The following is a 13,930-nucleotide window of genomic DNA, read 5'->3' as shown; positions in this document are numbered from 1 at the left end:
CCCCCGTGACGCCCCCGGAGAAGAAGGCCGAATCGCCCGCCGCGGAGGCGGAGAACCAGGAGGCGGCCATCGTCATGCCCCTGGAGATCACGGAGACGCCCGCGCCCCGCGACCCGCTCGCCATTGAATCGCAGAGCGTGAAGGGCAACGTGCTCACGCTCAAGGTCCGCCACGGCGGCGGCTGCAAGCAGCACCGCTACGGCCTCGCGTGGGACGGGCGCTTCACCCAGACGGCGGCGGGCGAGCCGCGCGCGGAGCTCACGCTGCTCCACGACTCGAACAACGACCGGTGCAAGGCGCTGGTCTACAAGGAGCTGGCGTTTGATTTGTCCACGCTGAAGCAGGAGTGGAGCGAGAAGGGCAACGGCGACCACGCCACGCTCCACCTGGACTTCAACGGCGTGCCGGACCAGTCCGCCAGCTTCAAGTTCTGACCGGTGCATGGCCCTGCGCGAGGAGGTCCTCGCGCAGGCGCGTCAGCACCTTGCCCAGCAGGTTCAGCCCCCGCCACGTGGACGGGTCCTGGATGCGAGGGTCCTCCGCGGAGAGCCCCACGCCCCAGATGCGGTCCAGGGGGCTGGCCTCCACCAGCTCCGTGCCCGCCGTGGCGAGCAGCGCCTCCAGCAGGTGCCGGTGCTGGGTGAACTTCGCGTGGTTGCCCTCGTAGACGATGCGCTCACGCTCGCGCTCCCAGAGGGCCGCGTCGAACGGGCTCACCTTGCGGCCCAGCGCCTTGTGCTGCTTGGGCGTGGCGGCGCGCAGCATCTGCTCCAGCACGCGTGTGTCTCCGAAGAGGCGCGCCTTGCCCGCCATCATGTACTGCTCCGCGCAGGTGTAGCGCACGCCGTCCACCGTGAAGACGGACGGGTGCCACTGCGAGAAGAAGGAGTCCTCCTTCCAGAAGAACGTGAACCGCGCCGTCGTCGTCGTGCCCATCCCAGGCCTCCTCGAAATCTTCGTGTAATAATGACACGAACGTGCGGCGATGGAGGAACCTGACGGGGGGCCCTACAATGGCCGTCCGCTCCCCATGCGACTTCAAGAAGCCCAGAAGCTGTTGGACCGCTGTTTCACCGGTACTCGGGAGGGCGCGCCGCGCCTCCACGAGCCCTCGGACCCACGCTTCGCGGAGCGGGGCGGGGCGGTGTGGCTGGAGTACCGCTGGTACGTGCGCGAGCGCGGCATGGCGGAGGTGTTCCTCAAGTGGGACCGGGTGCCGCCCGGCGACGAGAAGACGGTGGAGGCCACGGTGCTGCGCACGCACCTGCTGGGCCAGTCCCCCATGCTGTCCCAGCGCGCGCTGCGCACGGTGGAGGGCGGCACGCCCGCGCCGGAGCGGGTGCTGGACGTGCTCAAGAACGACGGCATCCGCCGCGAGTGCGTGGCCCGGGGGCGCACCACCGTGACGGTGGAGCACTGGGAGAGCCGGCGTCCCGCGGCGCTGTTGGACGAGGCGCGCTTCGCGGAGCTGGCCGCGCCCCTGGAGTCGGAGGACTCCACGCCAGATGCCCGTCACGAGGCCGTGCAGCGGCTGGCGGACGCGGAGCGAAGCCCGCGCGTGCAGGACGTGCTCCTGCGGCTCGTCGCGCGCAAGCCGTCGCTGATGGCCCTGCGCATCCTGTCGGAGTGGGGCGAGGTGCAGGCCCGCGAGTACCTCCAGCGGGACCTGGCCGCCGTGACGCCGGGCAACGCGGCGGACCTGTGGGCCCTCACCGCGTTGGACCGGCGCCTGGAGGCGTGGCAGTCGCTGGCGCGCCCCACTTGAGGCGCGCGCCAGCGGTGCGTCAGTGCGAGTTCACCCGGGGGCCCAGCACGTCGCGCAGCGCGTCCGCGACGGTGAGCTTCGGGTCCCAGCCCAGCGCGCGCAGCTTGCCGGTATCGGCCACGAGGCTGGGGATGTCCGAGGGGCGCAGCCGCGCCGGGTCCAGCTCGATGCGCGCCTGCACGCCGGACAGGTGGAGCATCTCCTCCAGCAGGCCGCGGATGGTGCGGCCCTCGCCGCTGCCCACGTTGTAGGCCTGGCCCGCCTCGCCCTTGAGCAGCAGCAGCCGGTACGCGTCCACCACGTCCTTCACGTGGGAGAAGTCCCGGATGGCGTCCAGGTTGCCCGTGCGCAGGACGGGGTCCACCGTGCCCAGCGCGATGGCGCGGATCTGCGCCGCGAACGACGGCACCACGAAGGTGGGGTCCTGCCCCGCGCCCAGGTGGTTGAAGGGCCGGGCGAGGATGACCTCCATGCCGTAGCTGCGGAAGAACTGCTCGCCGGCCAGCTCCCCCGCGGACTTCGACGCCGCGTAGGGGCTGAGCGGCACGTGCGGGTGGGACTCCACCGCGCGTGTTCCTTCCGCGACGGGGCCATACACTTCACCGGAGCCCACCAGCAGCACGCGCGCCTTGGGGGCGCTCTCACGCAGGGCGGTGAGCAGGTGCACCACGCCCATGGTGTTCACGGCGAAGACGCGCGCGGGGTTCTGGTGGCTCTTGGCCACCGAGCTGAAGCCGGCCAGGTGCAGCACCGCGTCCGGCTTCACCTCGGAGACCGCCGCCTTGACCTTCGCCTCGTCGGCGATGTCGAAGTGCAACGCGGTGCTGCTGATGCCCTCGCCGCGAGGCCCGTGAACCTCCACCACTTCGTCGCCGGCCGCGCGAAGGGCAGCGCACGCGTGCCGGCCAACGAATCCATCCGCTCCCGTGACGAGGACGCGCATCTTACCGCTGTCCTGCCTTCACGCGCTCCAGGTCCGCGTCGACCATCATCTCCACGAGCTGCTTGAAGCGCACCGTGGGCTCCCAGCCGAGCTTCTCCTTGGCCTTGTCGTACTTGCCGATGAGCAGGTCGACTTCGGCGGGGCGCACGAACGCGGGGTCGATCTTCACGTGCTTCTGGTAGTCCAGGCCCACGCGCGCGAAGGCGATCTCCACCAGCTCCCGCACGGTGTGCGTCTCGTTGGTGGCGACGACGAAGTCCTCCGGCGTCTCCTGCTGGAGCATGCGCCACATGGCGTCCACGTAGTCACCCGCGAAGCCCCAGTCGCGCTTGGCGTCCAGGTTGCCCATGGGCAGCGTGTCCTGGAGGCCCATCTTGATGCGCGCCACGTTGTACGTGACCTTGCGCGTGACGAACTCCAGGCCGCGGCGGGGCGACTCGTGGTTGAAGAGGATGCCGCTCACCGCGAAGAGCTTGAAGGACTCGCGGTAGTTCACCGTGATGTGGTGGCCGTACGCCTTCGCCACGCCGTACGGGCTGCGCGGGTAGAAGGGCGTGTCCTCCGACTGCGGCACCTCCAGCACCTTGCCGAACATCTCGCTGGAGGACGCCTGGTAGAAGCGCACCTGCGGGCGGGTGTGGCGGATGGCCTCCAGCATCTTCGTCACGCCCAGCGCGGTGAACTCACCGGTGAGCACCGGCTGGTTCCAGCTGGTGGGCACGAAGGACTGCGCCGCCAGGTTGTAGACCTCGTCCGGCTGGGTGAGGTTCAAGAGCGCCGCCAGCGAGAACTGATCCAGCAGGTCGCCCTGGTGCAGCGTCACCTTTCCCTGCAGGTGCGCGATGCGCTCGAACTTCTCCTCGGAAGAGCGGCGCACCATGCCGTGCACCTCGTAGCCCTTCTTGAGGAGCAGCTCCGCGAGATAGCTGCCGTCCTGCCCCGTGATGCCAGTAATGAGTGCGCGCTTGGCCATGGCCCTTGTCTGTTCGCTGGAAGACGCTGGTCGTTGTACCCGAGGCTTTCGCCGTCTGCCAACCGTTCCAGGGTTTCAGGGAACTTGAACGGGGACGCGCCCATGCCTAGGTAGGGAGCGACCTGCCCAGGAGCCGCCCATGCGCAATCTCTCCCTCCCTGCCTTGACGGCCGTGCTCGTGAGCACGGCGGCGGGGGCTCAGACGGCTCCCGTGACAGCGCCCTACACCGTGCAGACCCAGCCCGGGGCGCGCTCCGGCGGCGGCACCGTGAACGACGTGGCCCTGTGGGTGAACCCGGCCGACCCGGCCGCGAGCCGACTCATCACGGCGGACCAGAACAACGGCCTGTTCACCTACGCCCTGGACGGCGGGGAGCTGCAGGGCAACACCGAGGGCACGTCCTTGAGCGTGGACGTGCTGGGCGGCTTCCCGCTGGCGGGTGGTACGTCCGCGGCGCTGGTGCTCAGCGCCAGTCCTACACTGCAGGGGCTGGTGCCCTACGTGATGGATGCCACGGCGGATGGTGGCGGACTCACCCGCCTGTCGCCCACGTCGGCCCCGCTGGACGTAGGTGTGACCTACGGAACGGTGCGGCTGGCCCGGCTGGAGGATGGGACCATCCAGGCCTTCGGCGGCCTTGTGTCAGGCGGAGGACTGCGGCAGTTCCTGCTGACGCCCACCGACGGTGGCGTCACGGGGACCCCACTGCGGGACATTCCGGCCGGTAACGTGCTGGGGTTGGCGGTGGACCCTGCGTATCACGCGCTCTACGTGGCGCAGCAGGGGCAGGGGCTCTACCGCTACGGCGTGGACGCGGACGCCGGCACCATGGGCACGCAGGTGGTGGGCCTGGGGGATGGTGGTCTGACGTCCGTGGGGCGCATCGCGCTGTACGAGGCGTCCGGGGTGGACGGCTACCTCGTGGCGTCGGATCCGAGCGCGAGCACCTTCGTCGTCTTCGACCGGCGCACGCTGGGCCGGGTGGGCGCATTCCAGTTGGTGCAGGACGGCGGCACGGACGCGGTGGAGCAGTCGCGCGGGCTGGTGGCCTGGTCGGGCGCGCTGGGCACGGCCTTCCCGGAGGGGCTCTTCGCCGCGCATGACGGCGTCAGCAGCAGCACGTTGGGTGACAACCTGAAGCTCACCTCGTGGGGCAACGTGGCGCGGGCGTTCACGCCGCCGCTCATCATCGCGCAGCAGCCGGCGGATGGCGGCGTGGACGGCGGCACGGATGGCGGCACCGTCCGGGACGGCGGTGGTGGCGTCATCATCCCGGGGGACGGCAACCCGATTGGCGGTGGCAGCGGGACCGACGATGACAGCGGCTGCGGGTGCACCAGTACGTCGGTGCCGGCCGTCGCGACGCTGGGGCTGCTGGCCCTGTCGCTCCTGGTCCGCCGGCGCCGGAGCTGACACTCGAAGCGGGTTGAAAGCGAGAGGGGGGCGGGATGAAGTGCGCGCCCCATGCGCACCTTTCGTTCCTCCGTCCTGGCGCTCGCGGTGGTCGCCTCCGCCTGCAAGGGCGGCCCGACGCCCGCTCCCGTCGTCACCGCGCCTTCCGCGCCTGCCCCGGCCGAGCCCGTGCGGCTCACGCTGGTGGGCACCAACGACTTCCACGGCTGGGTGATGCCCCACCGCGCCACGCTGCCGGACGGGCAGAAGGTGGAGCAGGGGGGCGCGGCGCTCTTCGCGTCCTACGTGGCGCGTCTGCGCGAGGCCAACCCGGGCGGCGTGCTGCTGGTGGACGGCGGCGACCTGTTCCAGGGGACGCTGGCGTCCAACCTGGGCGAGGGCGCCATCGTCGTCGACGTGTACAACCTGCTGGGCTACACGGCGGTCGCCATCGGCAACCACGAGTTCGACTACGGGCCGGTGGGCCCGGGGCCCGTGGCCACGCGTCCGGACGAGGATCCGCTGGGCGCGCTCAAGGCCCGCGTGGCGCAGGCGAAGTTCCCCTTCCTGTCCGCCAACGTGCGCGAGAAGGACGGACGGCCCCCGGCGTGGCTGGGCAATGACGGCACCACCGTCGTCACCGTGAAGGGCGTGAAGGTGGGCCTGCTGGGCCTGTCCACACTGTCGACGCCGCAGACGACCAACCCCGCGAACGTCGCGGGCCTGAAGTTCGAGTCCCTGGCCGACTCCGCGAAGCAGGCCGCGAAGTCGCTGCGCGAGCAGGGCGCGGAGGTGGTGGTCGCCATCGCGCACGCGGGTGGCAAGTGCACGGACCTGGTGAACCCGCGCGACACGTCCGGGTGCGAGCGCGACGACGGCGAAATCTACGCGGTGCTGGAGGCGCTGCCGAAGGGCGCGGTGGACGCGGTGGTGGCGGGCCACACGCACCAGGTCATGGGCCACTTCTTCGGCGACGTGCCGGTCATCGAGACGACGGGGCTGTCGCGCTCGTTCGGCGTGGTGGACCTCTTCGTGGATCCGGTGACCCACCGCGTGCTGCCCGAGCGCACGCGCATCAACGCCGCCATCCCGGTGTGCGGCGCCGTGGACGCCACGCTGAAGTCCTGTGATCCGCTGAAGCTGCGGGACGCGAAGGACGTGCGGCTGGTGCCGGCCACGTTCCTGGGCCAGCCGGTGACGCCGGACGCCCGCGTGGAGTCGCTGGTGGCCCCCGCGGAGGCGCGTGTGGAGGAGGAGCAGCGCCGCCCGGTGGGCGTGGAGACCCAGGCCCGCATGCCCCAGGTCTACGAGGGCGAGAGCGCGCTGGGCAACCTCATCGCGGACGCCATGCGGGAGGCGGCCCGCTCCGACGCGGCGGTGATGAACGCGGGCGGCATCCGGGCGGACCTGCCGCAGGGGCCGCTCACCTTCGGGAAGCTCTATGAAATCCTCCCCTTCGACAACACGCTCGCGGTGCTGGAGCTGAGCGCGGACGAGCTGCGCCGCTTCCTGTCGCTGGCCTATGGCGGCCGCAAGGGCGTCTTCGCGGTGTCCGGGCTGGAGGTGACGCTGGGCGCGTGCCCGGGACCGGAGCGCTTCCAGGGCGTGACGCTGCCGGGGGGCAAGCCGCTGAAGGCGAAGGCGACCTACCGGGTCGCGGTGCCGGACTTCCTGCTGCGCGGCGGTGACGGGGTGGGGCCCGTGACGTCCACGCTGCCACGGGAACGTATCAACCTGTTGCAGGCGCAGGACCTGCGCGAGGTGCTCACCGCGTACGGCCGCGCCCACGGCAACGCGCTGAAGCCCCCGGCGCTCGGACGCGTGCACCTGGTGAAGCCTGCGGGGCCCTGCGCGGACGCGAAGCCCTTAAAAAGGGCGCCCGGCGTTGGAAATTTTCCCTCCGCGCTGATCCGCTGGGGCTGGATCGCGGCGCAACCCAGCGGAAGATCAGCACAAGGCACCCAGGGCCGAATTTTCGGCCTGGGATCAGTTTCCAACGGCGGGAAACCTCCCTACTCTAGGGCACGCGAGATCCCTTGCAGGCGCGGCCCCGAGTCAGCGCGAGCAAGTTGGAGCCCGTGCGTGGGAGGGACAGAAGAGATGCTCTACAAAGTGACCCCGATGATGGTCCCGGTTGCGCCCGAGAAGAAAGAGGCGCGCGAGCCGGGCCAGCCGCGCAAGCGGCGCAAGTCCTCCGTCTACGACGCCGACGGCCACGAGGTGTTGATCTCGCTGATGTGTCTGAAGTGCAAGACGCTCAAGCCGCTGGCGCAGTTCGGGCTGCGGAAGATGGCGGACGGCGCCATCCGCAACCAGCCGTGGTGCCGGGGCTGCCGCTCGGGTGCGGGCACGAAGAAGCCGAAGAAGGACGAGTCCAAGGCCGCCACCGTCGAGGTGCCCGCCGTCGCCGCCACGGAGCCCGTGCTCCAGGTCGTCGCCGCCGTGCCGCTCGACGCCGCGCCCGTGGCTCCGACGCTCGTCGACGCTCCGGTCGCGGACGACGCGACCGCCACCACCCTGGTCTGATCCACTGCCCGGGATGATCCGCCCTGCTGGGGCGCGCACCGTTCGCGCCCCGCATGTGACGGATCTGCCCGGAGCCTCCGCTCGCTTCGAGCACCCAGGCGGGTCGCTTCCCGCCGGGCGATGATCCGCCCGGGCGGGTCCGCCTCCTGCTTCAGGACAGCCGCAGGCCCGCCGGCAGCGTGTCGCCGAGCGCCCGGGCTTCGTCCGCCGCCTCCAGGGCGACCACTTCACGCACCATCCGCACCCAGGTGTCGGAGGCCTTCGCGGCCACCAGCGCCTGGGCGGTGCGCTCGCGCAGCGCCGGATCCAGATCGCGCGTGCGGTCGCCGGTGAGGCGCGCGAGCTGGGCGGCGGCGAAGGGCGCGCCATCCACCTTGCGCAGGTCCAGGGACAGCAGCAGCTCCAGCCACGCCTCCGCCGTCTCCACGTCCACGACCTTGTGGCTGCTGCCGTACAGCGGAACGCGCGCGCCCAGCCGACCCAGGGCCCACGCCCACGGGCCGCCGGAGCGGGACTCGGCCTTCAGCCGCGCGGCGATCCACCGGCCCACCTCCGCCTTGTCGCCCGGCGTCAGGTGCTCCAGCGAGGCAGCGGTGCGGACCATCTCGTCCAAGCCTTCCGGTTGGATGCCCTTCAACTTGCCACCCTGCGTGGGCGCGTCCGGCGGCACGCGCCGGGCCAGGTGCGGCTGGAGGTAGCCGTACAGCTTCTGCTGCTGCGCTTCGGTGAGGCCGCCGGCGATGCGGCGCCACATCACCCAGAACTCCGTCCACACCGACTTGTCCGTGTGGTGCTGCACCAGCGCGTCGAAGAGGCTGAAGGTCTGCTCCGCGCGCCAGCCGTCCAGCGGGTAGCCGAAGCCGGGGCGCAGGCTGAAGCCGGTGAGGCTGTAGAAGACGCGCTCGTGGTCGTCCGTACGGCGGCGCTTGCTCGCGCCCGCGTAGAGCGTGCTCCACAGCTCGCGCAGCACGGGCACGCGCCACGTCTCGCGCGGGCCCAGCACCTTCTCCAGCGTGCGCGACAACTGCTTCACGTCCTTGGGGCCCAGGGGCAGCGGCTTGTTGCCGTAGACGCGCTCCACGTTGTCCTTGGCCTCGGCGAAGCGCGCGGGCATGGACTCGGTGACGGTCAGCTCGTGCGAGCCGCCGGTGCCGCGCAGCTCGAACTCCAGGCGCCAGCGCTCGTCCGCGACGTCCGACACGCAGAACAGCTCCAGCGTGCCAATCTCCGTGAGCGCGGCCTGCAGGTGCACCGGCACGTCACTGACCTTGCCGGACGCGCCCTTGAGCAGCGTGTGGATGGGCGGCAGCGGCTTCAGGTCCTCCGCCAGCGGCACCAGGTCCCCCGGCTTGTCGATGCGGTCGCTCGTCGTGGAGTAGAGCGCGAACTGCACCGGCCGGCCCAGGGTGAGCGTGAAGGGGCGCTCGCCCAGGTCCACCTTCTGGCCCTCCTCGAAGCCGCGGGGAATCAGGCACAGCGTGGGCTGCTCCGCGCTGTCCGGGCCGCGCTGCAGACCCACGTAGTACGCGCGCGCCGCGCCACCGCCGATGCGCAGGCCGTGCCCGCGCCGCACCAGCCCGTAGTACGCCGCGCCCCGCGCCACCGCGAGCTCCAGCGACTCGTGCTTGAGCAGCGGGATGCGCGGCGCCTGCGGCCACCACGCGGACAGCGCGTCCACCAGCCGCGCCGAAATCTGCGGCGAGTTGAAGACGCCGCCGTTGAGCAGGATGGCGTCCGGGCGGGGCAGGGCGCCTTCGTGCGACGGCGTCTCGCCCAGCGCCGCGAAGCCCGCCGCCGCGTGCTGCGCGAGGAAGGCCGCCAGGTGCCGCGTGACGGCCGGGTCCTGCACGTACGGCAGGCCCAATTCCTGGAGCGCCATGCGCGCCGCGCGCCGGGGCCGGTCCCCGGGTGAGGACAGAGGGAAGAAGCCGTCCAGCACCAGCGCGTGCGCCTCGTCGCGGCCCAGCTCCGTGGACAGCGTGCCACCCAACAGCCGGCTGCCCTCGCCGATGAGCGACACGCCGTACTTCTCCGGAGGCGCGCGCCCCAGCAGCTCCTCCTTGGCGGTGCGCGCGGCCTGGATGGCCTGCGTCCACTGCGTCGCGGACAGGCGCCGGCCGTTCTGGGTGAGCTTCTCCTCCATGCGCCGGGCGAGCGCCGCGTCCATGTTGTCGCCGCCCAGCATCAGGTGGTCACCCACCGCCAGCCGCCGCAGCATGGGTCCTTCCGGCGACACGCCCGCGTGCACCAGCGTGAAGTCCGTGGTGCCGCCGCCCACGTCCACCACCAGCACCAGCCGCACCTGGGACAGCGTCTGCTCCAGGTCCGAGCGGTGGCGCGCGGTGTAGTCGTAGAAGGCCGCCTGCGGCTCCTCCAGCAGCGTGAACTTCTCCAGCCCCGCCTTGCGCGCCGCGCTCACCGTGAGGGCGCGCGCCGCCTCGTCGAACGAAGCGGGGACGGTGATGACCACCTCCTGCTTCGAAAGCGGCTCGTCCGGGTGGGCGTAATCCCACGCCCGGGCCATGTGCGTGAGCAGCAGGGCGGAGGCGTCCACCGGGGACAGCTTCTGCACGTCAGCGGGCGCGCCCCACGGGAGGATGGGCGCGGAGCGGTCCACGCCCGGGTGGCACAGCCAGCTCTTCGCGGACGACACGAGCCGGCCCGGGACGCGCGCGCCCTGCCAGCGGGCCAGCTCGCCTACGACATACGGGCCGCCGTCATCGCCCCAGGGCAGGCGCAGCACCTCCGGGGCCAGCTCGTGGCCGGCGGGGACGTAGACGGTGGACGGCAGGAGGGCACGGGGGGCCACCTCGCCCTGGCGGACGAGCTGGGGCAGGGGGAAGTCCTCGACGGGCGCCCCCGAGCCCTTGCCTGGATCCACGGATGCCACCGCGCAATGGGTGGTGCCCAGGTCGATGCCGACGATTCGCATACGCCTCCGGTGTGCGGGGCCCCTTCTACTCCTTCATGCGCACGTTGAGCTCCAGCTTCCAGCGCCCGGTTCCGTTCTTCTCCAGGCACCGCAGCTCCAGCGTGCCCACCTCCGTCACCGCTGCCTGGAGGTTCACCGGCGTCAGGTCGCCAAAGGGCGTGGGCTGTCCGGGCAGCGTCGTCTCGAGGGGCGCCACCTCCTCCAGCCCCCCGGACGCCAGCTCCGACTCCACGTCCTCCACCATCTCGCCCACGCGGTCATCGCGCCGCACGGACGACGCGAAGAAGCGGAAGCTGGTGGGCTCGCCGGTGACGAGTCCGAACTCCTGGGGCGGCACGTCCGCCTGCGTCCCTTCTTCCATTCCGAAGGGCGCCACGCACAGCGCCTTCACCGGCGGCTCCATGCCCGGCACCGCCGGCATCGCCGTCTCCACGCCCACGTAGTACGCGCGCGCCGTGCCGCCGCGGATTCGCAGGCCGTGCCCCTGACGCACCCAGCCGTAGTAGGCCGCGCCGCGGGCCACCGCGAGGTCCAGGTCCGCGCCCTCCAGCTCCTTCGCCGGGGGCGCCCCTTCCGCGGCGAGCCACTGGTTGAGGACCTCCATCACGCGGCCCTTCAGCGGCCCGGCCTTGAAGACGCCGCCGTTGAAGAGCACCGCGGTGGGGTGCAGGAAGCTCTTGCCCGCCACGTCCACCGGCGAGTCCGCGCTGGCCGCCAGCGCCTGCGCCTGCCGGGTGAGGAAGGCCGCCAGGTGCTTCGTCACCGCCGGATCCTGCGCGTACGGCAGCGCCATCTGCGCCAGGCCCGTGCGGCGCCCGGTGCGCGGCATGTCCGCCACCTCCGTCACCGGGAAGAAGCCGTCCGTGAGGACGCGGTCCAGCTCCTCGCGCGTCAGCTCCGTGCGCAGCGTGCCGCCGATGAGCGACGAGCCCCGGCCAGGAATCGCGATGGGCACCCGGTCCACGGAAGGGTCCGCGTACAGCGTCTCCTTCGCCTGCCGGCACCCGTAGGTGAGGCCGTTGAACTGCCACGCGTCCAGCTTGCGCCCGTCCGCCGCCATCCGCTGGTTGAGCGTGTGCGCCAGGGCGAGGTCCATGTTGTCGCCGCCCAGGAGGATGTGGTCGCCCACCGCCACGCGCAGCAGCTCCAGGTCGCCCTCGCGGTCCTTCACGGTGATGACGGAGAAGTCGGACGTGCCGCCGCCCACGTCCACCACGAGGATGACCTCCCCGGGCTGCACCTGCCTGCGGAAGTTCTCCCCCATCGCCTCCAGCCACGCGTACAGCGCGGCCTGCGGCTCCTCGAGCAGGGTGATGTGCTCCAGGCCCGCCGCCTTCGCGGCCTCCAGCGTCAGGTCGCGCGCCGCCGCGTCGAAGGACGCCGGGACGGTGACGATGACCTCCTGCTTCGACAGCGCGTTGCCGGACTCCTCCTGCGCGCGGGCGAAGGTGTGGTCCCACGCCTCCTTCAGGTGGCGCAGGTAGCGCTCGGACGCATCCAGCGGCGACACGCGCTGAACCTCCGGCGGCGCCTGCCAGGGAAGCAGCGCCGAGCGCCGGTCCACGCCCGGATGCGACAGCCAGCTCTTCGCGGACGACACCAGCCGCGTGGGCACCTTCGCCCCGTGCGAACGGGCGAAGTCACCCACGATGACGCCCGGCTCCTGGCTCCACGGCAGCGCGAGGCTGCCCTCCGGGAACTCCTGCGCGCTGGGGAGATAGAGGAAGGAGGGAAGCAGCGGGCGCGCTTCCACGGTGCCGGGCGCCGTCACCTGCGGCACGGGCAGCATGGACTGCGAAGGGCCGCGCGGCTTGCCGTCCTCGAGGTTGAAGTAGGACACCGCGGAGTGCGTGGTGCCCAGGTCGATGCCGATTGCGTATCGGGCCATATCGGTCAGGAACCCCGGGAAGGGGCCTTGTGGTTCCTCGAAGGGAGGGGACTTCGGGAGATGCGCCGCCTGCTCCTCAGGCGGGCATCAGGCGAGCTCGACTTCCGCCGGCGCCAGCACGCGCGGCTCCATGGCGGGGCTGACGGTCGGGAACTTCACCTCCGTGGTCACCCAGCCGTGGTGCCGGAGCGTGCCGCCATAAGGAGGTTCGCCGGCGACGTTGCCGGTGAGCCGGATGCGCTGCGCGTCGAAGCCCGGCGGCACCGTCACCTTGTCGCCCTCGCCCTGCGGCAGCACCGGCTGGAGTGTCAGGTACTGGTGCACCACCTTGCGGCAGCCCTCATGGACGATGCGGGCCGCCGCGCCCACGTCCGCGTCCGGGAAGGCCGCGACGTTCTCCTGCACGAAGTCCAGGAAGCGGCCCTCGCGCTGGAGCATGGCCAACAGAGACAGGGCGCTCGCGTGCTCGCGCTCGGGAGGCAGGGGGGCGGGCGCCACGGGCGCCGGGACGGCGGTCGTCTTCACCGGCGGTGGGGCCTGCGTGTCCCCGGACGGAAGCTCCTTGAGCTGCCCGGCGTCATAGGCGCGGCTGGTCGGCAGCACCGCCTGCGCGAATTCGCGGGACACGAGGCAGCGCCAGAAGCACAGCCAGGCGAGCCAGAAGCGGGCGAAGAACGACAGGGAGGCGGACGGGTCGGTCATCGGCCCCGGATAACAAAGCCGGAAGCCTTTGCAATTCGCCAATGGCCTGAAATGCAAAGGGCCTCACGGTTTCCCGTGAGGCCCTTCGGTTTTTCATGGTGGAGGTGGACGGGATCGAACCGACGACCTTCGCATTGCGAACGCGACGCTCTCCCAACTGAGCTACACCCCCATATGGGGACTGCTGGCTGCCTGCTGCGCCTCGCGGGGGTTGGGTCCCGTGAAGTGAGTGGGCTAGTACCGGAGCCTCACCCTGCTGTCAAGCAGCTCGTTTTCGGCACCAACCCTGCGATTGACGTGCCGCACTGTGGATGCCATAAAAACCGCCTTCCAGTACCGCATCCTTCCCGGCCATTCCGGGCACCTTCTGGTTCATGTCCACCTCCCCATCGAAGACGTTGAGCCCCACCGAGCTCGCGAAGCTTGAGCATTCGTTCGCTTCCGACCCCTCGTCGGATGCGTACAAGCCCCTGGCGGAGGCGTACCTCGACCTGGGTCGCTTCATGGAAGCGATGGTCGTCTGCAAGAAGGGCGTCAAGGCGCACCCGACCGCGGCCGATCCCCGCATCCTCCTGGCCCGCGTCTACGCGGCGCAGAACAAGGACAAGAAGGCGCTCGAAGAGGTGATGGGCGCCCTCCAGGTCCAGCCGGAGGACAAGGCCGCCCTGCGCATGGCGGGCGTGCTGCAGATCAAGGGCGGCGAGGCCGACACCGGTCGCGGCAACCTGCTCAAGGCCTACCAGGCGGACCCCGGCGATCCGGAGACCGTCACGCTCCTCCAGCAGTACAAGGTGGAGATCCCCCGCCC

11 protein-coding genes and 1 tRNA gene are annotated in these 13,930 nt (G+C 71.2%); 5 read left to right on the top strand and 7 right to left on the bottom strand.

Annotated features, from left to right (window positions below):
- Window positions 1-434 (top strand): NigD-like C-terminal domain-containing protein (locus tag D7Y21_RS35425; protein ID WP_147469464.1); only part of this gene is annotated, 434 nt, incomplete at its 5' end.
- On the opposite strand, the gene D7Y21_RS35420 is transcribed toward D7Y21_RS35425, so the two are convergent.
- A complete protein-coding gene (locus tag D7Y21_RS35420; protein WP_120563855.1) occupies window positions 424-936 on the bottom strand; it encodes an NADAR family protein in 513 nt (170 codons plus the stop codon). The two genes, D7Y21_RS35425 and D7Y21_RS35420, sit on opposite strands and share 11 nt — an antisense overlap.
- A gap of 94 nt (window positions 937-1,030) precedes the next feature.
- Between D7Y21_RS35420 and D7Y21_RS35415 the strand changes: the two genes are divergently transcribed.
- Window positions 1,031-1,765 carry a hypothetical protein gene (locus D7Y21_RS35415; protein ID WP_233591597.1) on the top strand — a complete coding sequence of 245 codons (735 nt, stop codon included), beginning with the start codon at window positions 1,031-1,033 and terminating at the stop codon, window positions 1,763-1,765.
- Between the two features lie 19 nt (window positions 1,766-1,784).
- On the opposite strand, the gene D7Y21_RS35410 is transcribed toward D7Y21_RS35415, so the two are convergent.
- Together D7Y21_RS35410 and gmd are read right to left on the bottom strand one after the other, a co-directional pair.
- Window positions 1,785-2,708: a GDP-mannose 4,6-dehydratase gene (locus D7Y21_RS35410; protein ID WP_121718033.1), complete on the bottom strand. Its 924-nt coding sequence runs from the start codon at window positions 2,706-2,708 to the stop codon at window positions 1,785-1,787.
- Window position 2,709: 1 nt separating this feature from the next.
- On the bottom strand, window positions 2,710-3,681 hold the full coding sequence (gene gmd / locus D7Y21_RS35405; protein ID WP_120563858.1) for a GDP-mannose 4,6-dehydratase: 972 nt from the start codon (window positions 3,679-3,681) through the stop codon (window positions 2,710-2,712).
- A gap of 139 nt (window positions 3,682-3,820) precedes the next feature.
- On the opposite strand from gmd, the gene D7Y21_RS35400 reads away from it, so the two are divergent.
- Both D7Y21_RS35400 and D7Y21_RS35395 read left to right on the top strand, forming a co-directional pair.
- A complete protein-coding gene (locus tag D7Y21_RS35400; protein WP_121718035.1) occupies window positions 3,821-5,095 on the top strand; it encodes a myxosortase-dependent phytase-like phosphatase in 1,275 nt (424 codons plus the stop codon).
- 51 nt (window positions 5,096-5,146) lie between these two features.
- Complete coding sequence (locus tag D7Y21_RS35395; RefSeq protein ID WP_370039724.1) at window positions 5,147-7,600, top strand: bifunctional UDP-sugar hydrolase/5'-nucleotidase; 2,454 nt, start codon at window positions 5,147-5,149, stop codon at window positions 7,598-7,600.
- Between the two features lie 151 nt (window positions 7,601-7,751).
- On the opposite strand, the gene D7Y21_RS35385 is transcribed toward D7Y21_RS35395, so the two are convergent.
- From D7Y21_RS35385 to D7Y21_RS35370, 4 genes are all read right to left on the bottom strand, one after another.
- Window positions 7,752-10,532, bottom strand: coding sequence for an Hsp70 family protein (locus tag D7Y21_RS35385; protein ID WP_120563862.1), 2,781 nt, complete (start codon window positions 10,530-10,532; stop codon window positions 7,752-7,754).
- A 25-nt stretch (window positions 10,533-10,557) separates the two neighbouring features.
- Complete coding sequence (locus tag D7Y21_RS35380) at window positions 10,558-12,420, bottom strand: Hsp70 family protein (RefSeq protein WP_121718032.1); 1,863 nt, start codon at window positions 12,418-12,420, stop codon at window positions 10,558-10,560.
- An 87-nt stretch (window positions 12,421-12,507) separates the two neighbouring features.
- Window positions 12,508-13,122: a DUF2760 domain-containing protein gene (locus D7Y21_RS35375; protein WP_121718031.1), complete on the bottom strand. Its 615-nt coding sequence runs from the start codon at window positions 13,120-13,122 to the stop codon at window positions 12,508-12,510.
- Window positions 13,123-13,218: 96 nt separating this feature from the next.
- Window positions 13,219-13,294 (bottom strand) — tRNA-Ala (locus D7Y21_RS35370).
- A gap of 202 nt (window positions 13,295-13,496) precedes the next feature.
- Here D7Y21_RS35370 and D7Y21_RS35365 point away from each other — a divergent pair.
- A partial coding sequence (locus D7Y21_RS35365; protein WP_367303604.1) for a lipopolysaccharide assembly protein LapB occupies window positions 13,497-13,930 on the top strand: 434 nt, incomplete at its 3' end.

The organism is Corallococcus sp. AB045, from assembly GCF_003668895.1.
In the GTDB taxonomy this organism is placed as follows: Bacteria; Myxococcota; Myxococcia; order Myxococcales; family Myxococcaceae; genus Corallococcus; species Corallococcus coralloides.
Note: the sequence above shows the minus strand (reverse complement) of the source record. Positions and strands in the feature narration are given on the sequence as shown.